20 protein-coding genes are annotated in these 24,716 nt (G+C 55.0%); 3 read left to right on the top strand and 17 right to left on the bottom strand.

The genetic code is table 11. The annotated features are described in order from the left end of the window. Nucleotides 1-170: 170 nt before the first annotated feature. The 13 genes from MKY64_RS32220 to MKY64_RS32160 all read right to left on the bottom strand — a co-directional run bounded on the left by MKY64_RS32220 (nucleotide 171) and on the right by MKY64_RS32160 (nucleotide 14,966). Nucleotides 171-1,625 carry a SulP family inorganic anion transporter gene (locus MKY64_RS32220; protein WP_281068252.1) on the bottom strand — a complete coding sequence of 485 codons (1,455 nt, stop codon included), beginning with the start codon at nucleotides 1,623-1,625 and terminating at the stop codon, nucleotides 171-173. Between the two features lie 41 nt (nucleotides 1,626-1,666). Then, nucleotides 1,667-2,743, bottom strand: a complete 1,077-nt coding sequence (locus tag MKY64_RS32215) for a bifunctional 3-deoxy-7-phosphoheptulonate synthase/chorismate mutase (RefSeq protein WP_036730419.1) — start codon at nucleotides 2,741-2,743, stop codon at nucleotides 1,667-1,669. A gap of 489 nt (nucleotides 2,744-3,232) precedes the next feature. After that, nucleotides 3,233-5,509 (bottom strand): PAS domain S-box protein, encoded by a 2,277-nt coding sequence (locus tag MKY64_RS32210; RefSeq protein ID WP_340957902.1) that lies wholly within the window; start codon nucleotides 5,507-5,509, stop codon nucleotides 3,233-3,235. Between the two features lie 211 nt (nucleotides 5,510-5,720). Beyond that, a complete protein-coding gene (locus MKY64_RS32205) occupies nucleotides 5,721-6,122 on the bottom strand; it encodes a response regulator (protein WP_076084640.1) in 402 nt (133 codons plus the stop codon). A gap of 150 nt (nucleotides 6,123-6,272) precedes the next feature. Beyond that, the gene (locus MKY64_RS32200; RefSeq protein WP_340957901.1) at nucleotides 6,273-6,947 is read right to left on the bottom strand and encodes a Na-translocating system protein MpsC family protein; all 675 of its coding nucleotides are present in this window, start codon (nucleotides 6,945-6,947) and stop codon (nucleotides 6,273-6,275) included. Between the two features lie 310 nt (nucleotides 6,948-7,257). Then, a complete protein-coding gene (locus MKY64_RS32195) occupies nucleotides 7,258-7,620 on the bottom strand; it encodes a 4Fe-4S dicluster domain-containing protein (protein WP_209876726.1) in 363 nt (120 codons plus the stop codon). After that, a complete protein-coding gene (locus MKY64_RS32190) occupies nucleotides 7,617-9,224 on the bottom strand; it encodes an FAD-binding protein (RefSeq protein ID WP_340957900.1) in 1,608 nt (535 codons plus the stop codon). The genes MKY64_RS32195 and MKY64_RS32190 overlap by 4 nt, the downstream gene beginning before the upstream one ends. A gap of 31 nt (nucleotides 9,225-9,255) precedes the next feature. Then, entirely contained in the window at nucleotides 9,256-10,323 is a 1,068-nt protein-coding gene (locus tag MKY64_RS32185) for an ABC transporter substrate-binding protein (protein ID WP_339251433.1), read from the bottom strand. 53 nt (nucleotides 10,324-10,376) lie between these two features. After that, nucleotides 10,377-10,709 carry a ferredoxin family protein gene (locus tag MKY64_RS32180; protein WP_339251435.1) on the bottom strand — a complete coding sequence of 111 codons (333 nt, stop codon included), beginning with the start codon at nucleotides 10,707-10,709 and terminating at the stop codon, nucleotides 10,377-10,379. Then, nucleotides 10,706-12,313, bottom strand: coding sequence for an FAD-binding protein (locus MKY64_RS32175; RefSeq protein WP_339251437.1), 1,608 nt, complete (start codon nucleotides 12,311-12,313; stop codon nucleotides 10,706-10,708). The genes MKY64_RS32180 and MKY64_RS32175 overlap by 4 nt, the downstream gene beginning before the upstream one ends. Before the next feature lie 49 nt (nucleotides 12,314-12,362). Beyond that, entirely contained in the window at nucleotides 12,363-13,250 is an 888-nt protein-coding gene (locus MKY64_RS32170) for an ABC transporter permease (RefSeq protein WP_339251439.1), read from the bottom strand. A 15-nt stretch (nucleotides 13,251-13,265) separates the two neighbouring features. Continuing rightward, nucleotides 13,266-14,087: an ABC transporter permease gene (locus tag MKY64_RS32165; protein ID WP_339251441.1), complete on the bottom strand. Its 822-nt coding sequence runs from the start codon at nucleotides 14,085-14,087 to the stop codon at nucleotides 13,266-13,268. Nucleotides 14,088-14,189: 102 nt separating this feature from the next. Beyond that, nucleotides 14,190-14,966, bottom strand: coding sequence for an ABC transporter ATP-binding protein (locus MKY64_RS32160; RefSeq protein ID WP_076084669.1), 777 nt, complete (start codon nucleotides 14,964-14,966; stop codon nucleotides 14,190-14,192). 393 nt (nucleotides 14,967-15,359) lie between these two features. Between MKY64_RS32160 and MKY64_RS32155 the strand changes: the two genes are divergently transcribed. Beyond that, entirely contained in the window at nucleotides 15,360-16,508 is a 1,149-nt protein-coding gene (locus MKY64_RS32155; RefSeq protein WP_209876710.1) for an LLM class flavin-dependent oxidoreductase, read from the top strand. Between the two features lie 918 nt (nucleotides 16,509-17,426). Then, a complete protein-coding gene (locus MKY64_RS32150; RefSeq protein ID WP_339257603.1) occupies nucleotides 17,427-18,986 on the top strand; it encodes an IS1182 family transposase in 1,560 nt (519 codons plus the stop codon). A 326-nt stretch (nucleotides 18,987-19,312) separates the two neighbouring features. Here the strand turns inward: MKY64_RS32150 and MKY64_RS32145 are convergent, their stop codons facing one another. Both MKY64_RS32145 and MKY64_RS32140 read right to left on the bottom strand, forming a co-directional pair. After that, the gene (locus tag MKY64_RS32145; protein ID WP_036730425.1) at nucleotides 19,313-19,540 is read right to left on the bottom strand and encodes a hypothetical protein; all 228 of its coding nucleotides are present in this window, start codon (nucleotides 19,538-19,540) and stop codon (nucleotides 19,313-19,315) included. A gap of 4 nt (nucleotides 19,541-19,544) precedes the next feature. After that, entirely contained in the window at nucleotides 19,545-20,546 is a 1,002-nt protein-coding gene (locus MKY64_RS32140; RefSeq protein WP_339251444.1) for a TIR domain-containing protein, read from the bottom strand. Nucleotides 20,547-20,785: 239 nt separating this feature from the next. Here MKY64_RS32140 and MKY64_RS32135 point away from each other — a divergent pair, with 239 nt between their 5' ends. Further along, nucleotides 20,786-21,973: an N-acetylmuramoyl-L-alanine amidase gene (locus tag MKY64_RS32135; RefSeq protein ID WP_340957899.1), complete on the top strand. Its 1,188-nt coding sequence runs from the start codon at nucleotides 20,786-20,788 to the stop codon at nucleotides 21,971-21,973. A gap of 7 nt (nucleotides 21,974-21,980) precedes the next feature. On the opposite strand, the gene MKY64_RS32130 is transcribed toward MKY64_RS32135, so the two are convergent. Continuing rightward, a complete protein-coding gene (locus MKY64_RS32130) occupies nucleotides 21,981-22,985 on the bottom strand; it encodes an HD-GYP domain-containing protein (RefSeq protein WP_036730433.1) in 1,005 nt (334 codons plus the stop codon). A 107-nt stretch (nucleotides 22,986-23,092) separates the two neighbouring features. Further along, a complete protein-coding gene (locus MKY64_RS32125; protein ID WP_340957898.1) occupies nucleotides 23,093-24,673 on the bottom strand; it encodes a response regulator in 1,581 nt (526 codons plus the stop codon). Nucleotides 24,674-24,716: the final 43 nt, after the last annotated feature.

Below are 24,716 nucleotides of genomic sequence, written 5' to 3'. Positions count from 1 at the left end.
CAAATGTCCCTCTACCGGAAAATTTCGACAAACTTTTCAAAAACCCTTTTCCAAAGACGGCGTAGACGATTAAAATTTGTAGAATGAATCCTTTACATTATTATATTGTCAAAAAAAAGACTGCTTCTGAAGCCTAATCGCTCCAAAAACAGCCTTCTGTCCTTGATCCGTCAATGGCCGCCCGAAGACGACAATCCAACCCGCTGCACCAGCCGGGCACTTTCTTCATTCAGACCCGTGAGAGTGACCTTAGTACCCAATGCCGCGTATTTGTCCATCGTCTTGGCAATGGCCCCCACCGCCGACTGATCCCACACATGGGAACGGCTGAAATCGATAATGACCTGCGCCGGATCACTGTCATACATGAATTCATTCACGAAATGGCTCGTGGTTCCAAAGAACAGCTGGCCCGATACCCGATAAGTCGTTACAGATGCCGTAGTATGAACATTCAGCTGAAGGGAAGCGATTTTCCAGGCAAAAGACAAAGCACTCAGCAGCACGCCGAACAGCACGCCGATCGACAGGTTATCGGTAGCTACTACTGTAACCACAGTGACCACCATAACCAGGGCATCGCTTAGCGGAACTCTCCGCAAGGAAGTCAGGGACTTCCATTCAAAGGTGCTGATGCAGACCATAATCATTACACCGACCAGTGCACCCATAGGAATCTGCTTAACAACATCACCCAGCACAAGAATCAGGAACAATAGGAAGATCCCGGAGACAAAAGTGGACAAGCGTGTCCGTCCGCCCGATTTCATATTGACCATCGACTGGCCGATCATCGCACAGCCAGCCATGCCGCCGAAGAAGCCGGTCACGATGTTGGCCAGCCCCTGCCCCTTCGCTTCCCGGTTCTTGTCGCTGCCGGTGCCCGTGATATCATCAATAAGCGTGGCTGTCATCAGCGATTCCAGTAATCCGACGACCGCGAGTGAGAGCGAATACGGCAGTATAATCAGCAGTGTATCCAGCGTCAAGGGAAGGCTCGGCAGATGGAATACAGGCAGCGCTGAAGTAATAGTCCCCATATCGCCCACGGTTCTTACATCCAGACCCAGCACAATGCTGAGGACCGAGACTACGACAATGGCGACCAGCGCCGATGGCACCGCCTTGGTGATCCGGGGAACCGTATAGATGATGACCAGCGTAAGAGCCACAAGTGCGTACATGATCCAGCCCTGTCCCTCAAAATGCACGAGCTGAGCCATAAAGATCAGAATCGCCAGCGCGTTGACAAAGCCGGTCATGACCGGCTGCGGCAGGAAGGTGATGAACCGGCCCAGCTTCAGCAGCCCCATCACAATCTGCAGGATGCCAGCCAGCACCGTAGCCGCGAACAGATACTCAATGCCGTGCGACAGCACCAGACTGCCGACCAGCAGCGCCATCGCTCCTGTCGCCGCCGAGATCATCCCCGGCCGCCCGCCGGCGAAGGCTGTTACAATAGCGATACAGAAGGAGGCGTACAAACCAACCATAGGGCTTACGCCAGCAAGGATGGAGAAAGCAATCGCTTCAGGAATTAAGGCAATAGCCACGGTCATGCCCGATAAAATATCACTCCGTGTGTTGGAGAACCAACCGTTGTTGTATGAGACGATTTGCTTCAAAATTTCAGTTCCTCCTGTTACCTGAATTCACCCTGTTTCACTTAACGGTATAATCCGGAGGCCTTCACCTCATTGAAGAAGGTGTTGAACTCCTCAATATTAAGCTGCTGCGCCGCATCAGACAAGGCTGTAGCCGGATCAGGATGCACCTCCACCATAATACCGTCGGCTCCGGCAGCAAGCGCAGCCTTGGCACACGGGATCAGAATGTCCTTGCGTCCGGTGGAATGGGTGACATCGACCAGCACCGGCAGATGGCATTCCTGCTTAAGAATCGGTACCGCCGAGATATCCAGCGTATTGCGCGTCGACCGCTCATAGGTGCGGATACCGCGTTCAATCAGCATAATCTCCATATTGCCGCGGGACATAATATATTCTGCCGCATGGACGAATTCATCCAGCGTGGCAGATAGTCCGCGCTTCAGCAGCACCGGTTTGTTCACTTCCCCTACCGCCTTAAGCAGCTCGAAGTTGTGCATGTTCCGCGCGCCGACCTGAATGACATCCACATAATCCAGCGCTTCTTCAATATGCCGGGGATCGACAATCTCACTGATCGTCAGCAGCCCGTATTCATTCGCCGCTTCACGCAGAATCCGCAGGCCATCCATGCCCAGTCCCTGGAAATCATATGGGGAGGTCCGGGGCTTGAAGGCGCCGCCGCGCATAACCTTGACGCCTGCCTTCTGCAGGGCCGCAGCCACCGTACGGGTCTGCAGCTCGCTCTCCACCGAACACGGGCCAGCTACCATCAGGGAGGATAATCCGCCTACTGTAACGCCGCCCGGCAGCTCAATAACTGTATCCTCCGCATGGTCTTTACGCGCTACCAGCAGGGTCTTCTTATGCTCCGTACTTTGCAGATCAAGCGAAGCTGAGAAAATCTGCTTGAACAACGTACGGATGGTTCCATTCGTGAACGGTCCTTTATTGCCTGCGACCATTTTCTCCAGCATCGCCTTCTCCCGTTCAGGATCGAACTTCGGCACGCCTTGCTTCTCTTTGAGCACCCCAATCTCCTGAACGATTCCGGCACGCTCCGAGATCAGCTCCAGCAGCTGACCGTTAATCTCATCCAATCTTGCTCTCAGATCATCCAATTCGACATTACTCATTCCAAGACACTCCTTTGTGATATTAATAGTTAAGGCTATGAACGAACGCAAAAAGACCCCCCGCCGCAAGGGACGAGGAGCCGTGGTACCACCCTTATTTAGAACTGAATCCTGCTGACGCATCAGCACATGACGGCATAACCTGAAGGATACCGGCCAGTCGATTCATTCTGTCTTACATCCGTTAACGCAGGAAGCGGGCCACCCTACCCATAACTGCTGCAGCAGTGTACTTCAGGGACCGACTCGGAAGTGAACTTCGGCACTAAGCGTCTAATGGGGGTGCTCTCAGTCTCCGGCACGCCTTCCCTGTTAAAATACGCTATGAAGTGCTTACTCTCTTCGTCATTGTCATTACAAGGTATATCGGTGCTGCTTATGCACCAGTTTCTGCTATCTTAATCAAAAAGACTTCCATATGCAAGACATCACAGCACTGCATTGCAGCTTTAACTCAGCATTGTGATTATTTTGTGAAGAGAGGTCTGCTTATTCCTGTTCCGCAAAAAATTTCCCGATTACTTGGGCAATGCTGTCGCTTCTCAGCGGCTTGCTGATATACTCATCCATCCCTGCTTCAAGGCATAGCTCCCGGTCGCCCTTGAGCGCGTTGGCCGTCACTGCAACAATGACCGGCTGCTGGTCTGCGGGCTGCTCTGCCCTAATGGCAGCTGTGGCCTCCAGGCCGTTCATCCCGGGCATCTGCACATCCATGAAGATCAGATCATAGCCATGCCGGGCCGTCATATCGACCGCCTGCCGCCCATCCTCGGCCACATCGACGGCGAAGCCGCGCTTCTCCAGAATTTTGCGCAGGACGATCTGGTTAATCACATTGTCCTCGGCTACCAGAATATGCAGGGACCGGCCTTCTGATTGCGGCTCCGGCAGGTTCGCATCCGGCCCGTCAGCCGGAAGCGACTGCGCTTCTGTCCGGAGGACCACGGTGAACACAAAGGTCGCCCCCTGCCCGGCTGCTGTATCCAGATAGATCTCTCCGCCCATCCGCTCGACCAATTGCTTGCTGATCGCCAGCCCCAGACCAGTGCCTTCACCCTGGCGGCCCCTGAAATGCTCCATCTGATAGAACGGCTCGAACAAGCGGCTGCGGGCCTCCTCGGGAATCCCGCTCCCCGTATCCGCCACGGTGAACTGGAGCGTTACGCCTGCCAGGCCATCGGCAATGCGCTTCACGCTTACCTTTACCCCGCCGGTACAGGTGAATTTCACGGCATTGCCGGCCAGATTGAGCAGCACCTGCTTCAGCCGCTCCCCGTCCCCGATCAGCCGCTGCGGCACATCCGGCTCCGTCTCCACGCTGAGGGTCAGCCCTTTGCGCTCCGCCTTGAGCTGAAGCAGCTCCAGTGCGGAATCCATACAGTGCTGGAGGATGAACGGCTCGTCTTGGAGTGAGATTTTGCCTGCCTCAATCTTGGAGAGATCGAGAATGTCGTTGATGATATTCAGCAGGGATTCACCGCTCTGGCGGATAATCTCCAGGAACTCCCGCTGCTGCGAACCCGGCTCACTGCTCTCCAGCAGCAGGTCGGTCATCCCGATCACCCCGTTCATCGGAGTACGGATTTCGTGGCTCATCATGGCCAGGAACTCACTTTTGGCGCGGTTCGTATTCTCTGCGGTCTCCTTGGCAATCAGCAGCTTCTTCTGCTCGGTAATATCCTTGACGATAATATAAAAGCCTACGGTAGACTGGTTGATAATAATCGGCGCAAGGGTAGTCAGGACCTCCACAGAATGCCCATCCTTATGCCAGATCAGGTTGATATCCTGTCCCACGGAGCCGCTCCGCCGGCGGGGGCCGAGTACATTCTGCAGCTGCCGCTTGCCGATGATCCGGCTGACACTCATGCCCACCATCTCGGGGATCGTATACCCCGTCAGCCTTACCGCCTGTTCATTCCCGTTAATAATATGGCCTTCCAGGTCCAGCGATATGATCGCGTCATGATTATATTTCTTCAGCGAGGTATAACGCTCGACCGATTCCTGAAGCTTCTGCTCCACAATCTTGCGCCGGGTCACATCGCGGCCGACAGCCAGCACCCCGCGCTCCCCGCCGTCTTCCACCGTTCTCAGAGAGAACTCAATCCAGATATACTGGCCGTTCACATGTAATATCCGCAGCTGGATATCAGGCGAGTCAGCCAACTGCTGCGCACTGATTAAATCCAGATCCTCAGGGTGAACCAGTCTGCTGTTATCCCGGCCGATCAGCTCCTCCGGTCTGTACCCGAGCACCTCTTCCACTGAAGGGGAGCAATAGCGGCAGACTGAACCTGGAGCAGCATAGTACACAATGTCCCTGATGTTGCCGGCAATCAGCTGATACAGCCGCTCAGACTGTCCGGGAAGTGCCTTAGCCGGTGCCGCAAGCTGCCCTCCGGCCAAGTGAACGATATAATACAGCCCCTCTCCCGTCGAAGGCTCGCTCACCCTCGCCACATGCAGCAGCACCGGAACCGCAGAGCCATCCGCATGGCGCAGCTTAATTTCGGCTTCAAAAAAAGGGGCTGCTCCTGTCCTGAGGCTCCCCATCCTGTAGCTATGTATGTGCAGGCTATCTTCATCCCAGAACGCTTGGAAGCTGCGTCCCAGCAACTGCTCTTCGGAATATCCGAGCAAGAGGGTTACCGCCGGATTCACTTTCATCCATTCTTCAGCCATGGAGAGAAAGGCTACTCCGGCAGTTCCTGTCTTAAATGCCTGTTCAAATGGAGAAGACGTCTCCGTATGCTGCCCTAGCATAAGATCCACCGCCCGTTTGTGAAGTATTAGATGCAATTCCTTTATATTAAATCTGCAATATAAATATCTTGCATAATCGGGCGAAAGTCAAATCATTATGTCGAATACTGACAATTCCTTATTCAGCGGATTACAGCAGCCCGTGAACCCGCCGCCAGACAGAGATCTCCCCAGCTCCCCACCTTAATGAATCCCCTGTTGCTATTTCAAGCTAAATCTTCTGCAGGTCTTCTCCGTAGAGCAGCCTTTTCACGGTTTCGGTGAACGCTTTAACCTGAAAGGGCTTGGTGATATATTCGGCAAAGCCCTTCTTCCGGGCCTTCTCAATATCCGAGCTTTGCGCAAACGCACTCGTCGCCAGCACCGGAATATGACAAGTTGCCTGATCCTGCTGCAGTATTTCCAGAGCTTCATACCCGTTAAGTCCGGGAAGCCCGATGTCCAGGATGATCAGATCCGGCAGAGCTTCCCGCGCTATTTGGAGTCCAAGCTCTGCCGTTTCAGCCTTCAGCAGTAATACGGAGGGCAGATTTCTTTTGAAGATATGATGTACTAGGGCCATATTGAGCTGATTATCTTCTACATATAATACCGTCCACTTGCACTCCTCCATCCAGCTTATCCTCCTAAAAAGTCTCAGCACCCCTAACGGCAGATGGGCAGAAAATAAAAAAACCGAAGAAAGGGACGATTCCCCCTTCTTCGGCTCATGTTCGGCTCATTTGCATGTCCGACTCATTTCCACCTCATATATGGTTAGACTTCATTGAAAAGTATAGGCTATCACGCTGGTATCTTTGTCGAAATCCCAATCCACATAAATATCCGCCAGCTCTTTGCCGAGCATCTGGGCTATAGTGGTGGTATCATCCAAATACCTCTTCTCCATCTTGCGCTTGGTAGTCTTAAGCGTATTCTCATAGCCGAGGCCAATCAATTCCTTCTCCAAAGGAATCATGATGCCTTCGCGCTTGATAATCAGAATGCGGGGTCCCAGCCACCATGAGTCCGTATGGACCGGTTCCTTCTGGACCTTCCTAGTGACTTCGTTAATCTGGATATGGACTTCCTCGCGCCCGGCATAATCATCAATCGGTACGTCGTCATTCTTGATGAGCGCCACGATCATCCCCGATGCGTTATGAATGCCCCAATCATAAAAAAGCTCGCCGACCTCAATAGCCAGGCTCTCCTTCAGGTACGCTGCAAGTTCGGGAAGCAGGGACTTCATCAGAAGCTCCCGTGTATAACGAAACGCCTGTTCTTCTTCCTTATTCAATAAAAACCTCTCCACAGGTCCGATGAAATTACGGATATGCAGTGCTATACATTGCTCCCCGATAGAGGCATGTATCGATTCAGGTCCCTTCCCGAAGCGTTCCCGCAGTAGCCTTCCTGTGAAACTGGAAAGTTGGCTAGTAAGTTCTGTAGTGCTCATTCAATTTCCTCCAGCATAATATTCTAGTGTCTGTGTGTAGATTTGGGGAGACGCTCCGCCTGCTGAAGAAACGGTTCGTTCAACTTAGTATAATCTCAACCGCCCAGTTAGTATATATTAAAATAATTTATATTTTTCTGCAGCAGCTTAGCCTGCTTCTATATGTATCGGCGTGCTCCTAATATTGCCCAAATTATGTCATATTACTTAGACACGGCCGAAACGTACAAGAACATGCACCCGTCAGTCAGAAGCGATTATATACAAAAAGGTGTTCCGCTGCCGGCATGGCTGCGGAACACCTGTGAATTTACTTGCCTATCTCTTGCTGCTTGCCGCGGTAAGCTTCGGTGAAGACCTCGAAGAACGGTGTCGTGTCCCGTTCTGCCATCGTGTCCTCCGCCCCCGGATTCCAGCCGATCTCCTTCCGCCAGCTGCCCAGCCGGCCGGATTCAATCAGCTCCTGCTCATCCGGGTTCGCAGACTTATCTGCCTGCGGTGCCACATACAATGCATCGACAGGACAATAAGCTTCGCACATGAAGCAGGTCTGGCAATCCTCCTGGCGGGCAATGACGGCAAGCTTGCCCTCCATCGCGAAGACATTCGTCGGACAGACCTTCACGCACAGCCTGCAGCCGATGCAGCGGTCCTGGCTAACCAGCTCAATCATATGGCCCGCTCCTCTCCCGGAATCCGCAGCTCATGGGCATGAGGCACACTTTCCGTGCGGATACCGATCGTATTAACGCCGGAGAGAATCAGGCGGTGGGTCTGGCGCGGGTCCAGCGCCGGATACTCGGCCAGGCGCTGCAGGCCGCGGCTCTCCTTGCGGGCCAGCGCAGCGGTGTAGATCCAGCGGCCGACATTCAGCATAGCGGCCGCTTCACGTGACTGCACGATGCCCTGAACCGTGGCAGGCACCTGCCCGCCCAGCTCGGGCATCAGGCGGTTCAGGCGCTGCAGGGCGGCAGCGACCACGGGCTCGCTGCGGAAGTAATTGATCCGCAGCGGCAGGATCTCCTGCTGGACCGCCGCGATCAGCGGCTTCGCGTCCAGCGTCCGTGAGGTGCCGGCGCCAGCCGGCATGCCGTAGCGGCCCGCCGCGCGGAGCATCCGGCGCTCCGCCGGATGCGGCTGCTGCAGAGCGAGCCGCGCCGCGCTTTGTCCTGCCCAGCTGCCGCTGCAGATGGCCCAGGATGCATTGTAGGCGCCGCCGCCGGAGATGGCGCCGGTCACTTTCTCGCGGGAGGCGGCGTCGCCTGCCGCATACAGCCCCGGCACCGAGGTTTCACACCCGGGGCCGGTCAGGCGCAGGCCGCCCGTGCCGCGCATCGTGCCTTCATAGCGGAGCGTAAGCGGAAATTTATCCTTGAACGGATTAATCCCCGCCCGCTCCAGCGGCATGAAGAAGATCGGGTGGGCATTGCGGAGGAATTCCTGCTTCTCCTTCGTATCAGCCAAATCCAGAGAAGCATAGACCGGGCCCTTCAGCATCAGCTCGGGAATGCTGCCGAAGGTGCGGTCGCCCCGGTGCAGCGGCCTTCCCGCAGCATCATACAGCGTGGCCCAAGCCAGCATGCGCCCGCGGGTGACCGTTCCATCCGCGAAGCTTGGAGCATATTGCCGGGTGAATTCCATGCCCGACAGCTCGGCACCGGCTTCGGCTGACATCAGCAGCCCTTCACCGGTAAGCACATTACAGCCCAGCCCCTTGCTGAGGAAGGCGCAGCCGCCCGTAGCCATAATCACCGCATTCGCCTTCACTTCCCAGCTCTCTCCGGTCAGGCGGTTGATTCCGCGGGCGCCACCCACGCCGTGCTGATCATGGAGCAGCTCCAGTGCCGGCGATTGATCCCAGATGCGCACTCCCGCCTTGCGCACCACTCTGCGCATAATCTTCATGTATTCGGGGCCATGCAGATGCGTCCGCAGCGGCCTGCCCTCCTCATCCTTCGGGAAAAGATACCCCCATTCCTCTACCAGCTGCAGGTTCTGCTCGACCTGATCCAGCACACGGTGTATCCAGGCATTCTCCGAGAGATAGCCGCCGGCCTTAAGTCTGTCCTGCACGGCCTGCTCCCGCAGCTCGGCTACCGGCGGAATCACCAGCAGCGTCGTTCCCCCCGGCGCGGTAGCCCCGCTTGTTCCGAGATATCCCTTATCGGCCAGGATCACTTTCGCTCCCTGAGAAGCTGCACTCCATGCCGCCCATGCTCCGGCCGGGCCTCCACCCAGCACTAGAACATCTGTTGTAGCCTGCTGTTGCTGCGGCATTCCGCTTCCTCCTCTTTCGGTCCTCTGAACATTACTTGAGCTGCCAATCGCTAATATTGAAATCCTTCTTGGCCAGCTTCTCATCGACGAGGAAGTTCTTGGTGCCCTCCAGCAGCTTAATGCCGTCATCTGTGAAGGCTGTATCCTTGATATCACTGATTGGATTGACCTGCTTCGCGAGCTCCGGGGTGGTATCTCCGATCTCAGCCAGGAATGCATAATATTCATCTTCATGCTGCTTCAGGTCGGCCAGTGCCTTCTCCCGGGCCGCATTCCAGACCTTGGGGAAATCCGGGAATTTCGCAAGGTACTCCTCTGACACTACGGTAGCGCTGCTACCGAGCAGATCCGGATGCTGCGAGGCATCATCCAAATGGGTGTACCCCTGCTCAATCTGCTTAAGCGCCGCCACACCGTTATTGGTGGTCGCGTCTACATCGCCGCGGGCCAGTGCTGCGCTTGCATCGGGAATCAGCATGTGAACCAGCTTATAATCAGTTACGCCCTCCTGCTTCAGCAAGCCGACTACATAACGGTGCATAAACGAACCTTTTTGGATGGCAATCGTCTTGCCCTTCAGGTCCTGCACCGTCTTCGGCCCGTCCTTCTTGCCGATCAGATAACCGACTGTATGCGCTGAAGTCTGGGCGATCAGCCGGGTCTTGGCTCCTGAGGCGTAGGCGATAATCGCCGGGGTATCCCCGAGGCTGCCGAAATCGAGTCTTCCGCTGATTAAGGATTCCGTCTGATCCGGCCCGTTCGGGAAGCCTGTCAGCTTGATTTCGGTAATTCCGTATGGTTTCAGCTCTTCCTGAATAATGCCCTTGTAAAGGCCCCAGCCTTCCGCGCCTCCCGGCAGATTCAGCTTATTGGAGCCGATGTAGCCGAAATTCAACACGGCCGGAACATTGCTTGCAGCCTTACCGCCAGCCGCTTCAGCGGTATTGGTACCTCCACTGCCTGCTGCCGAGTTGCTCCCCGAGCCTGTATTATTGCCGCAAGCCTGTAGTACCAGCATGATCATCACCACACCTGTAATCAGCGTGAGGCGTCCCCTTTTGCTCCATATACCTGTAATCTCTCTGTACAATCTGCTCATTGCTGTATTCTCCCCTCAGTCGTCTACTGGATGTTGTTATCGCATATCAGAAATCAGAATCCTGCCCGCGCCGCCAGCTTAACCATGAAGTCATGACTAGCCACCGGCTGTCTGCCCTTGCCCCAGCCTACCTTCTCGCGGTAGCCTCCAAGCAGGCCTTGCTCCTCCAGCTCTGCCTCTGTAATCCCGGTAATTCCCTCGGAATCCGGAGCAACATACAGCGCATCCACCGGACAATACAGCTCACACATGAAGCAGGTCTGGCAGTCGCTCTGCCGGGCGATCACGGGAATTCCGTTCTCTACCCGGTCGAATACATTGGTCGGGCAGACGGATACGCATTGGTTGCATTCTATACACCGGTCAGCGCTGATGACTTCAATCACAACAATACACTCTCCTTCGCTACCTCTTCTGTCTTCACCCATACCTGATCCAGTCCGCCGCTGATCAAACGGTGATGCTGGCTGTCATCACTTCCCTTGAAGTCCTCCCGTTTGTGCATTCCCCGGGTCTCGGTGCGGGTCAGTGCGGAGCTGTACATCCAGCGTGCCGTCGCCGTCATCGCTTCGGCTTCACGCGCCTTTACACCTTCCGGCGTGCGCTGGATTTCCCGGCTGCGCTGCTCCTTCCATAGTCCGTCCAGACGTTCCAGCGAAGAGGCCAGCCCCTGCTCTGTACGGAACAGATTAATATCGTACGGTTTGACTTCTGCCTGCACAGCCTCCACATATTCTGCGGTTCTGGCAGCTGCGCCTGCCCGGACTTCCCCATGAACCAGCGGGGAAGAGGACAAGCCGGAAGGTGTCCGATGGCTGGCATGCCGGCCAAGTCCTGCGGCATAAGCCGCAGCCCCTTCTCCGGCGAAGGAGCCGGAAGACATGGCCCAGGCGGCATTATGGCTGCCGCCTCCGGTGAACCCGCCGCAGATCAGCTCGCGGGTGGCGGCATCTCCCGCCGCGTACAAGCCGGGCACGCCTGTGCCGCACTGCTCATCCGTAATCCGGATGCCGCCGGTCCCCCGGACGGTCCCCTCCAGCCGCAAGGTTACCGGGAAAAGATCCTTGAAGGGATTAATTCCCCGCCGGTCGAACGGCAGGAAGAAATTCGTCTGCGCCACCCGCAGCAGCGGCTGCAAAGCCTCATCGGCTCCGTCAAGCTTCGCGAACACCTGGCGGCCCGCCAGCAGATTCCGGGCAATGACCGAGCGGCCCTTCTTGGAGCCCGCTCCTTCCACCACGCTGCCGTCCTCATAATAGAAGCTGGCATAGCTATAATATGCGGTCTTCGTTACAGAGGAGAAGGTCGGGCAGATCGCATAGGCATTGGAGAACTCCATGCCGGACAGGCTCGCTCCTGCTTCCGCAGCGAATAAGTAACCATCACCCGTCAGGACGTTGCAGCCCAGCGCCTTACTGAGGAAAGCGCAGCCCCCGGTAGCGATAACCACCGCCCCGGCATGCACACTCCAAGCTTCTCCGTTCTGGGTCTGCACGCCGGCCGCTCCGGCTACCCCGTGCTCATCGGCGAGCAGCTCCAGCACGGGACTGTGGTCCAGAATCTTCACACCTGCCTTCTTCACCAGCTTGCGCATCAGACGCATATATTCAGGTCCCTGCAGGCCCCGCCGGTATGGATTGCCTTCCTCATCCACCGGGAACGGATAGCCGCTGACACCCAGTCTGTTCATATTCTCATAAGTACGGTCCAGCACCCGGTCCATCCAGCGGTGCTCTGCCAGCTTACCGCCCATAGCATAACGGCTGGCCTTCGCGGCCTCGCGCAGCTCCTCCTCCGGCTTCACGTACCATACTCCTGTGCCCGACGGGGCAGTCGCGCCGCTGGAGCCGCAGTATCCTTTATCGGCCAGAATCACCTTCACTCCCTTGGCTGCGGCTGTAAGTGCCGCCCATGTTCCTGCCGGACCTCCGCCGATTACCAGTACATCTGCCGTCAGTTTCAATGCTTCCTTCAGTGCCGGTTGGCTCATGTTGTTGCCCCCTTGGTTTCATTAGCGTTAGCGTTTCATTAGCCCGTCTTCAACCTTGATAGCTGTCACGCCAGTACAGGAATTTGCGTTCGATGACGCGGAATAGAGAATCGATTAGCTTGCCGACCACGGCGAAAATAAGTATTCCGACAAAAATCACTGCCGTATTGGAATTCTGCTTCGCTTCATTAATGAGAAATCCAACCCCGGACTGTGATCCGATCAGTTCAGCAACCACCAGACCGATCCAGGCCACAGCCATCGACAGGCGCAGTCCCAGGAGAATGCCGGGCAGCGCAGCCGGCAGGATCAGCCGCCGCAGCTTCTGCAGCGGACTGAAGCCGAGCACCCGGGCCACTTCGAACAACTTGTTATCCACTCCCCGGATGCCCATGAAGGTATTAACATAGAGCGGGAAGAAGGAGCCGCTCATGATAATAACCACCTTCGAGATCTCGCCGAAGCCAAACCACAGAATAATTAGCGGGGCAATCGCCAGATGCGGAACCAGCCGCAGAATCTGAACACTTGGGTCCAGCAGATAGGCTGCGCTGCGGAACAGGCCGGTCAATGTCCCCAGCAGCAAGCCGAGAATACCTCCAATCAGGAACCCGATGCCCGCCCGTCCAATGCTGACACCCACATGATGGACGAGTTCTCCCTTAACGGTCAGATCCGCAAATGCAGAGAGGATCGTCAGCGGTGCCGGAAGAAACTCCGGCGAGATCCAGCCTGCGCTCCCGGCAAGCTGCCACACGGCCAGCACCGCTACGGGAATGGCTGCCCCGGCTACCCAGTCATACAGAAGCTTTTTCCAGAATACTGAATCTGTCTTTCTCTTGTTGTTAGCCGTAGTAATTGAAGCAGTTCCGCTATAATCACGGGCTTCCCTTACCCCCTTGGCTGTCTTGATTATGGCTTCGATCCCTTCACTCATGCTGTTCTTCCCCTCCTATCCCTGATAACTGTCCCGCCACCGGAGCAGATGCTGTTCAATCAGGCGGACAATCGTGTCACTCAGCAGTCCGACAGCGGCAAATACAATAATTCCGACAAATACAACCGGCGTATCGGCAAACTGGCGGGCATCTGACATCATGTAGCCGATCCCCGAGGTAGAAGCAATAAGCTCCGCCACCACCAGTCCCAGCCAGGAGAGTCCCAGCGACAAGCGCACCCCGAGCATTATATTCGGCACCGCCGCAGGCAGCACCAGCCGCACAATCTGCTTCCCTCTGCTGAAGCCAAGCACTCTGGCTACCTCAAACAGCTTGTTATCCGTCCCGCGTATACCGATAAAGGTATTGATATAGACCGGGAAAAACGCCCCTTTGGCAATCAGCAGCACCTTGGATTCTTCGCCGATGCCGAACCAGAGAATGAACAGCGGTACTACGGCAAGGCTCGGAATCATCCGGATCATTTGCAGCGAGGGGTCCAGCAGCTTCTCCGACCGGCGGAATAATCCGACCAGGATGCCGAAGAACAGACCAAGCCCTCCGCCAAGCAGAAATCCTGACAATGCCCGCACGACACTAATTCTCAGGTTGCTCCATAAATCCCCGGTAGACGCCAGCGTAATGAATGACTGGGCAATCGTATAAGGTGTCGGGAACAGCATCTCCGAGATCACTCCGTAATAGCCCAGAATCTGCCACAGGATCAGTATCCCTGCCGGAAGCAGCAGCCCCAGACCGGCAATGACCACTTTTCCAGGTCCATCAGGCTGTCCGGTTTTTCCGGCATTCCCTACAGTTACAGTCCGCTCTGCCATGGCTGTCTCTCCTTCTGAATTAATTAATATATTCGTATGGATTAAGTCGGATATGAATTAGCACTTAACCTCACTTTTCCATAATAAGCATCTGGAGTTACTTTATATTCCGGCCCCGTCCTTCAGCTCAAGCTCCTCCACCTTCTCGAAGTAATTCAATACCTTGAGCCGCAGCTCTTGAAAGGAGGTTGTTGTTTTGGAGCGCGGATACGGCAGGTCTATGGGAACGATCTTACGGATTCGGCCGGGACGAGGCTCCAGAATCACCACCCGGTTCCCCAGGAACACGGCTTCATCTATATCATGGGTCACAAAAATCATCGTCGTCCGGTTCCGCTGCCAAATGTCGAGCAGCACCGACTGCATATGCGCCCGCGTAAAAGCATCCAACGCGCCAAAGGGCTCATCCAGCAGCAGAACCTTGGGACTGCGCAGCAGCGCCCGGGCAATCGCTACCCGCTGGGCCATCCCGCCCGACAGCTCACGGGGATAGGACTTCTCGAAGCCGCCGAGCTTCACCAGCTCAATCAGCTCATCTACCCGCTGCCGGATATCCGGCCTGCCCAGCGGCAGATCCGAGGCAATATTCTTCTCTACCGTAAGCCAGGGAAACAAGCGGTGCTCCTGAAAAATAAACCCCTTATCGATTCCCGGCCCGCTGATCGCTGCCCCCTCCAGGGTAACACTGCCGGTATAGCCGGTATCCAGACCGGCAATGATGCGCAGCAGGGTGCTTTTGCCGCAGCCGCTGGGTCCAATCACCGTGATGAACTCCCCCTCCTGCACCTCCAGCTCGACATCCTCCAGCGCCTGCACCTTGCCTCCAGCGGTATCAAAGTGCTTATTCAGTTCTGTGATAGACAACAATGCCTCTCCCATATCTGCTCCTCCTTCTGGCTGAATTCCCTTAGCAACAAAAAAACAGAGGGACCTCGCGCAACAATCACGCAGGCACCTCTGTATGAACAGTCGGTAAAATATAATCCAAAGTAAGTTGATTGGAATTTGTAAATTTAAAATATCATCCATCAGGTAATCTGTCAATAAAAATACACAATATCCGGGCGGATTAATTTGATTTACTGCTGACATTCTTCTGAAACTATGAAACAGTAACGATGAACCAGACAATGTTAATAGCTATTCGCAAACTTCCACTCATATACTTACAATTAGTAAGTAATTGTGATATACTGGGCTATATCCTTGCACTAACGGACAAGCTTACAAGTAACTGCTGCTCACCATTCTGGATGATAAGGGGTCTGTACCATGAACAATCAAGGGAATACACAAGCTAATGCGCAAGCAAATACACAAGCGGATGCTCAAGAAAAAGAAGCAAGCCTGCCGGAGTTTGAATTCGGCATTTATACATTGGGCGATATTGTTACCGACTGCCATACAGGGCAGCGGATCAGCCCCGCTCAACGCCTGCAGGAAGTCATTGCAGCCGCGAAGCTGGCCGATGAAGCCGGACTGGATGTATTCGGCGTAGGCGAGCATCACCGGCTGGATTTCGTAATCTCATCGGTGCCCGTTGTCCTGGCAGCTATCGCCCAGGTTACACAGCGGATCAAGCTTACCAGCGCTACGACCGTGCTAAGTACCATTGATCCGGTCCGTGTCTTCGAGGACTTCGCCACCCTGGACCTCTTGTCTGGCGGTCGGGCCGAGATCATTGCCGGACGCGGCGCTTTCCTGGAATCCTTCCCGCTGTTCGGCTACGAGCTGGAAGATTACAAGCAGCTGTTCAGCGAGAATCTCGACCTGCTGCTCACACTGAACCAGCATGAAGTCATGAACTGGAAGGGCAAATTCCGCTCCCCGCTGCATAACGCCGAGATCGCTCCACGTCCGCTGCAGCAGAGACTCCCGCTCTCGGTCGGCATCGGCGGTTCAGCCGAAAGTGCCGAGAAGGCTGGGGCCCTTGGCATAGGCATGGCTATCGCTATCCTGAGCGGCAGCCCGGAGCCCTTCCAGAATCTGGCCGGCACCTACCGCCGCGCCGGTGCAGCCGCCGGCCACCAGCCGGAGGACCTGAAGATCGCCATCACCAGCCATGGCTACATCGCCAAGACCTCTCAGCAGGCACTGGATGAGTATTACCCTTATTACTACAGCTACCGTAATGCGATCAGCCCGCGCCCCGGTCAGGAGTACCGGATCTCCCGCAGCGAGTTCGGCCGGTTCACCTCGCCGGACAACACCCTGGCCGTGGGCAGCCCGCAGCAGATTATCGAGAAGATTCTCTATCAGCATGAGCTGTTCGGCCATAACCGCTTCATGACCCAGCTCGACATCGGCGGCCTGCCTTACGCCAAGGTAGCCGCCGCCATCGAGCTGCTCGCCACCGAGGTCGCCCCGGTGGTGCGCCGCGAGGTTGCGAAGAAGCAGCGCGGAATTTCCTCCGCGCAATAGGGGCTATTGCGCTGGATGGGGTGCCGCCTAACTGATTGGCTCATTTAACTAATATCTGCTGGATTCAGGGGCACTTGTGCTCCTGATTCGCTCATTTAGCCAACTTTTGCTCGATTCAGGGGCACTTGTGCTCCTGATTCGCTCATTTAGCTAACTTTTGCTCGATTCAGGGGCACTTGTGCTCCTGATTCGCTCATTTAGCTAACTTTTGCTCGATTCAGGGGCACTTGTGCTCCTGAATTGTTCATTTAGCTAACTTGCACTCCTCATCCAGCCTACCTTCAGCACCACCAATGGGATTTATCCCTTTCATTTCCCCGTACAGCCCACTTCCAGCGCCACCAATGGGATTTAGCCATTTCATTTACCCATCCAGCCCACTTTTCAGCGTCACCAATGGGATTTATCCCTTTAATTTCCCCGTCCAGCCCACTTCCAGCACCATCAATGGGATTTATCCCGTTAATTCCCCCGTCCAGCCCACTTTTCAGCGTCACCAAAGGGATTTATCCCTTTAATTCCCCCGTCCAGCCCACTTTCAGCGCCACCAATGGGATTTATCCCTTTCATTTCCCCATCCAGCCCACTTTCAGCGCCACCAATGGGGCTGTCCCAAAAGCCATGAAATGGCTGCTTGGGACAGCTTTTTATTTTGGAGTAGGATCAACGTGAGCACTTGGGTGGACGCTTCGCGAACGGACCGTTGTTTGGGTCGCTGTGGTCTCCAGATTTTTTTCATTCCCTTAGCGGTGAAAATCCGGAGACCAAGGCGACCGCTGCCGCTTTTTCACAATCGTTCCGTCCTCTCCGCTGTTTAAGCGGGAAAAGTTTCTTCAAATCTTTCTAAAATCACAAAAAGAAACCTCTCTTTTGTTAAAATGGAGTTACCACACAACCATTTCAAAGGAGAGGTTTCTTTTGTACATTCAATATACCATGGACCAGCTTTGCTTGCCAATGGATCTGGAAGAAGATATCCCGGAAAATCACCTCGTTCGCGTCGTGAATGCCGCCGTCAATCGGCTGGACAACGCCATTTTTGACGCGGCCTATCCCGGCGGCGGCCGTGACAGCTACCATCCTAAAATGCTCACCAAAGTCATCATCTACGCTTACACTCAGCGAATCTATTCGTCTCGCCAAATCGCCAAAGCGGTCCGGGAGAACATTCCCTTCATGTGGCTGGCCGGACGGCAGCGACCCGACTTCCGCACGCTGAATCGCTTCCGTTCCCAGCGGATGAGAAAGGTCCTCGAAACGGTATTTACCGCCGTGCTTCAGTTTCTGGCTGACGAAAAATACGTGTCTCTGGAGCATTATTTTGTGGACGGAACTAAGATCGAAGCGAATGCCAATCGCTACACCTTTGTCTGGAGCAAAGCGGTCAGCAAACACAAAGCGAAACTGCAAGATAAGGTACAGGCCCTATTCGCTGACATTGAAGCAGCGGAAGAGCAGGAAGAACAAGAGAATCAGGGCAAAGATCTGGCTGAACTCAGCACGGGTTCGCAAATGGACAGTGAGAAACTCGAACAAGCCGTGCAAAAGCTTGAAGCTCAGCTTGCCGAAAAACCGAAAGACAAGCCCCTAAAAAAGACGGTTCGGAAGTTGCGTAAGGATTTGCTCCCTCGACTGCAGAAGTACGAACAATATCAAAAGCTGCTTGGGGACCGGAATAGTTTCAGCAAGACCGATCCCGAGGCAACGTTTATGCGGATGAAAGAAGATCACATGCAAAATGGCCAACTGAAGCCAGGTTACAATCTACAGATCGGGACCGAAAACCAATTTATTTTAACCTACAGTCTACATCAAAGACCGGGTGACACCCGCTGTTTAGAACCACATCTGGCAAAAACAAAGCAATTCCTCGGAAAACTTCCAAAGACGGTCATTGCAGATGCCGGCTATGGAAGTGAAGAAAACTACGCCTATCTGGAAAAGAGCGAGATACAGGCCGTCGTGAAATACAGCACCTACCACAAAGAAAAGAGCAAAGCCTGGAAAGCCGACGTCGGAAAAATCGAGAACTGGACCTACGACGCATCCGAGGATCGCTGGACGTGTTTAGCTGGATACCCGCTGTATTTCCAACGAGAGAGCAAGGAAACCACAGAGAGTGGATACGAAATTACGAAGCGTCATTACCAAAGTCAAAGCTGCGGAGGGTGTCCGCTAAAAGAAAACTGCACGAAGGGAAGCGGAAACCGGGAAATCGCAGTCAGTTTGGAGCGGCTTAGATACCAGAAACAGGCGAAAGAAATCCTCCGAAGCGAGGAAGGCTATCTATTGGCCGTACGTCGAATGACGGAGCCGGAAAGTGTATTTGGACAATTAAAAAATAACCGGGGCTTCCGGCGCTTTCTGCTTCGCGGCATGGAAAAAGTGACGCTAGAGGTCGGTTGGCTTTCGCTTGCTCACAACCTGCTGAAGCAAGCAGCGAATGACCAGAAACGCAAGGGAGCGATCCTCCAATAATGGAGAATCGCTCCCTTTCTTACAAATTAATCCTTTAAGAAGGCATGGAATTTTTCCCCACCAGTAGAGTATCTACTTTTGGGACAGCCCCTTTCATTTCCCCATCCAGCCCGCTCCCAGCGGAGTCCACATATCACCCTAATTCCTAATATTAGTTTGAGTTCAAGACCCGGCTGACGGAGGATGCCACGGATGTGAGTGAGCAAGCCCATCAGGAGAGCGCATAACTTCGCATTCCCTAAGTCGTTGGCCGCCGTTCCTCAAACAGCAAAAAAAGCCCCCAGCGATTGCTGGGGACCTGTTCAATAGTATGAATTAGCCAATATTCAGGCAAACGATGGCTTGTTATTATCCACTTTACCGCTGACCAGCTTCTTGTACTCGTCGTCTCCACCCTCCACGGATGGTGCCAAATACACGCTTGACGCTGAGGGCGTAAGCTTGGGGCCGGATTTGCGTCTGGAGCGGCCTTTGCCTCCCGCGCTGTTGCCGTCACCGCTTGCAGACCGGCGGACAGTACTGGATACACTAACGGCATTCTTCATATTCTTCATCCTGTTAGTCCCCTCCCACTAAATGATTGACGGTGCGGAACAAATCCCGGTTATAGGCCACGACTGCTGTAATATCCTCTCCCGATAATCTCTGATTTCCCGAGAAGTGCACGGACAGCACATGGTTCTCCCCTAAAGGATAGCATAGGATATATACCTCCGCAACTTCCGTACGCTGTAAAAAAGTCCATTCTTTTGCCAGAAAAGCATCCAGCACCCCCGGCTTCACGCTTCCGTCCTCGAAGGCGGCGAACGGATACATCTGCCCGCGCCCCACATTGCCGCCGACCTGCTTCAGGCCCGCTTCCGCTTCGGCCCGCCACATGGCGGCTCCGATGACCCGGCAATCCTCCGGGGGCAGGAATGAATTGCGGACGGCTTCGCTCAGTGCCTGATATTTCTCGGCTGCCTGGGGTGGCGTTACATTATTATTATATTGCCAAAAGAAGTGAAGGATACTTTCTTTTCGCCTAAGCTCTGCCCGAAGCTGCAACAGCTCTACAGCCGGGTCGTGGTACATCCCCTGCGCCTGAATACTGTCGATGATCTTGCCACAGCTCACATCCACCGCTGCTGTAACATTCTCGTGCTGCCACTCATATTCCAGCGGGGTTAGTCCCAACAGATCCGACAGCAGATGATACTCTTCCACATTCTCACCCGGAATCAGATCACTGCGCGCGGGTACCTGATCCGGCAGCAGGCAGAAGACCCGGCCGCGCCGCAGCCGTGCCCAGAACAGGCCCATTTCGAACTGGGTGTTGTCCCGGGTCACATAATAATATTTACCCCTAATCCGGGCTACATCATCCGGCGAGAACACAAAGACGGCAAAATCGCTGATATCCAGATTCCGCTCCAGCGCTTCCATGGTGTACTCATTCGGCCGGAAAGCAGCGGCATACCACGGATGGACCTCAGCGGTCCGCTTCAGCTGTTCGTGGATAGCCCTGGCATAGCGGATAGATTCTCTGGAAGAACCAATGAATAATCTAGGTCTGATCACGGCGGCACTCCTTTGTCTGTTTCCCCAATATGTAATAATTATACAGACATTTCCTGCCAACGAATAGGGCTTCAGGCGATATTCAACAGCCGCATAGGAAGATGAGAGTACTGTAATAATCATCGTTGTTAGCGGTAGTTGGAGTAGGTATTTATCTTCAATTTTAAATTTTCGGTATTCTTCTGCCGATGAAACGGGTAATAGATTGTTATCTCTCCGGGAAATGAGGATTTATTTGTATGCGACAAAAATTACATACTGCAGTCCTGTCAGCCTGTTTGCTGACTTCATCCATACTGGCACCTGTCCTGCCGTCTTCTACCGTTTATGCTGCAACTGCTTACACGGCCAAAGTGTACGCTAGCTCCCTGAATGTACGCAGTGAGCCTGCTGCAAGCGCTGCCGTCACAGGCTCTCTGGCTGCCGGAGCCACCGTTACCGTCACTGAAGAGCAGCATGGCTGGCTCAAGGTCCGGGCCGGCTCTGTCTCCGGCTGGGTAGCCGGTTATTATCTGAAGCGTACCAGCGGAAGCTCGTCCACCAGCACTTCTTCCGCCAGCACCTCTTCCAGTGCCACCGCCTCCAAGGCATCGGCCACGGCGGCGGTTAAGACCACATCGGCCTCCAGCGGAACGGCTGTCGTGACCGCATCTTCCCTGCGCATCCGCAGCGGGCCGGGAACCGGCTATGAGGTGGTCGGTTCCCTGCAATCCGGCAACAAGGTGACACTCCTGCTCCGGCAGGGAGAATGGTCGCGGGTCCGCACCGCCGGAGGAACCGTCGGCTGGGTATCCTCCGGGTATCTGTCAGGCGGAACTGTCCGCAGCGCAAGCACTATCAGCTCAAATAGCCAGACTCCGAGTGTGGTACGGAAATCCGGCAGTATCCGGGGCAAGCTGATCATAGTGGACCCCGGCCACGGCGGCACCGATCCGGGCATGCTCGGGACAACCTATAACACGATGGAGAAGGATCTGACGCTCCAGACCTCCCTGTATCTGCGGGATTATCTGACCGCCAAGGGAGCCAGAGTGGAGATGACCCGGACCCGCGGGGACCAGAAGCCTGCGCTCTCCCAGCGGGTGCAGCTTGGGCGGTCGCTCGGTGCGGACGCTTTTGTCAGCATTCATTATAATTCATCACCGAAGAATGTCTCCGGCACGCTGACCTTCTTCTATTCGCAGCAGAATGACCTGCGGCTGGCCCGGGCAGTGGAGACCCGGCTGGGTGAGGGCATCGGCCTGCGCAGCAACGGCCTCTCCTTCGGCGACTATCATATTCTGCGGGAGAACCCGCTGCCGGCCACCCTTGTAGAGCTGGGCTTCCTGTCGAACCCGTATGACGAATCGATTGTGCGCAAGGCGTCTTATCAGCGGAAGGCAGCTCAGGCGGTCGCTGAGGGAGTGGCCGATTATTTCAACAAGTAGCCAAGAATCAGAGGCTGATCTCCCGGATGTTAAGCTCCGTTCTTTTGCTGAGGTCAATATATTCATCCCCGATGCGGATCAGCGGAGTCTCGATGTCATGCGGGTTCAAGTAGACAATCTCGCCGACCCGGCCATCGGTTAGGACCACTTCACGCCCAACAGACCGCTTCACGATATTTTCCAGAAAAACGGTTACAATATGCGGGTCCAGCGCGCCGAAGCTGCCTCTTCTCATCTGATCCACAATCATATGGAACGGCGTCGGTTCATGATACGGGCGCTTGCTGGACATCGCATGAAAAATATCCGCCACGGCCACAATTTTGCTGTACGGATCGATCTGTTCGTCCTTCAGCCCCAGCGGATACCCCTTCCCGTCATTTCGCTCATGATGCTGAAGCGCCACCAGGGCAATGCGTGAATTGGCTCCGGTGGTTTCTTTGAGGATCTCGTAGCCGTAGACCGTGTGCTTCTTCACCTGGGTGTATTCCTCGTCCGTCAGCTTGCCGGGCTTATTCAGCAGCTCTGAGGGTATCTTCAGCTTGCCGATGTCATGCAGGGTTGCAGCCATGGAGAGCACGGACAGCTCCGCTTCACTCATCTCCAGCCATCTGCCGATCAGGGTAGAGAGCACTGCAACGCCGATGTTATGCTCATATGTATAATCATCCTTGCCCTGCACCGAATGGAACAAGGCGAAGATATCCGGGTTGCGCGAGATCTCCTGGATGACCGGAAGCACCTCCTTGCGGATATCCGCCAGCGGGATTTTGCGGGAGATTCGGTAAGATTCGAATAATTCCTTGGACAGGTCCACTGTACTGTTGACCATCTTCTGGTAGGGGGGCGCCTGGTCAGCCTCATCTGCAAAAAGAATGTCGAACCTGTCGATTTTTTGTTTGCGGATAAGCTCCAGATGCTCGGCATTCAGTCTGCTTCCTGCCGGAATTACAGTCACTCCGTAGGCATTAATCAGGTCATTCTTAATCGTTCTTCCCAGATCATTGTCCATACTATCCAGCCCTCCCCAATAACCGCAGCTATGTATTTATTGCCCATATAGCTATTATCGGTTGCAGGCCGGGAAATACTGACAGGCAGTCCGTGAACCTTACATACTCAGGCTTCTTCCTCCTGCTTGCGGTATTCTCTTGGCGTGATTCCGGCGTTTTTTTTGAAGACACGGCTGAAATACTTCTCATCCTCATAGCCTACCAGCTCCGCGATCTGTGACAGCCGCAGATTCGTATTCTGGAGCAGTGTCTTCGCCTTCTCCACCCGGAGGCCGGTCAGATAATCCGACAGATTCTCCCCGGTGATCTGCTTGAACTTGCGAGATACATTCTCCCTGCTGATGAAAAAGCGTTCCGCAATATGCTGCAGCGTCATCTCCTGCGCATAGTTCCGGTCCAGGTACTCCCTGATCTCCTGGACGAGCCGGCTATCCGGCGTCTGCGGGCTGCCCTTGGACAAGTGGTGAAGCAGCGATTTCAGCCGGCACTGCCAGTTCTCCACCGAGAACAGCCCTTCAGCGTCATAACAGCGCTCCAAGCTAATCTCTGCCTCCGGCCGCCAGCGCTTCAGAACGTCCAGCATCTCCGTCTGCTGATGCAGCAGACTGCTCTCCGTGAGCAGCGGCAGCCCGGCCAGATGTCCGGCCCACTCCTCCGCCACCCGCTCCATCCGTTCCAGATCGCCGGACAAGACGGCGACTCTAAGCTTGTCCAGCCGTTCCTCCAGGCCGTAGTCGTTCACAGGTCTACTCCCTTCCCCACGCTTCCTGAAGAGATGAATACGCCCGTCCCGCTGCAATAGATTCCGTTCCGCAAGCGCCTGGCCTGCCTGTTCCAAAGCTGGCCGCAGCCCCTCCGGCAACGGGTTCAGCGGACTAAGCCCGATATCCAGCTGAACACCGAACGCCTGGGCGATAGCTTCATTCATGCGGGTAAGTATCTCCTCCGCCTGCACTACAGCGCTCCACAGCAGCACTACAAGCTCGCCCCCGCCCTGCCAGTTGCGGAAGGCGTAGCCGCTCTGGCCCTCTGCCATCACTTCATTGCAGACATTGGCCAGCACGAAGGCCGTCAAGGCCACATCACCGCGAAATCTCTGGAGCAGATGACAATCTGCGCCTTGCAGCGGGATGACGGCGATCCTGCACTCCTGCGCCCCAATCGGCATTCCCAGCTCTTCACAGAGGGCCAGCTTCAGCTCATGGAACGAGGCCTGTCCGCTCACCAGATCGGACAGCATCTTGTCCCAGTAGAGCGGACGCAGCGCGTTGAGCTGCATGTTCTGGCGCTGGCGCCGCTTCCGTTCCGCCTCCTCCTCCATCCACAGCTTGAAGGCATGCTCCGCAGAGGCAATCAGCTGCTTGCTGTTCAGCGGCTTCAGCAGATAATCCGTACCGCCGTATACGATAGCCGGCTTCACATAATTGAAATCCTGATACCCGCTGATGACAATCGTCTTCGTATGCGGATAATGACGGTGCAGCCATTCCAGCAGCTCCGCCCCGTCCATCAGCGGCATCCGCATATCCGTGAAGACGACAGCCGGCTGATGCTCCTGCATAATCCGTGTCGCCTCCTGCCCGTTGGTTGCCTCATAGATCCCAGAGATGTTATAGCTGTCCCACGGAACAAAATACCGGATGGCCTCCCGCACATGCTTCTCATCATCTACAATCAGCACCTTCATCTCAGCCGCTCCTTCAAGAAATAGTCTCTATTCGCAAAAGCCG

Origin of the sequence: Paenibacillus sp. FSL R7-0210 (assembly GCF_038009085.1) — a bacterium.
Lineage (GTDB): Bacteria > Bacillota > Bacilli > Paenibacillales > Paenibacillaceae > Paenibacillus_AQ > Paenibacillus_AQ silagei.
This window is presented reverse-complemented; position numbering and strand designations above follow the sequence as displayed.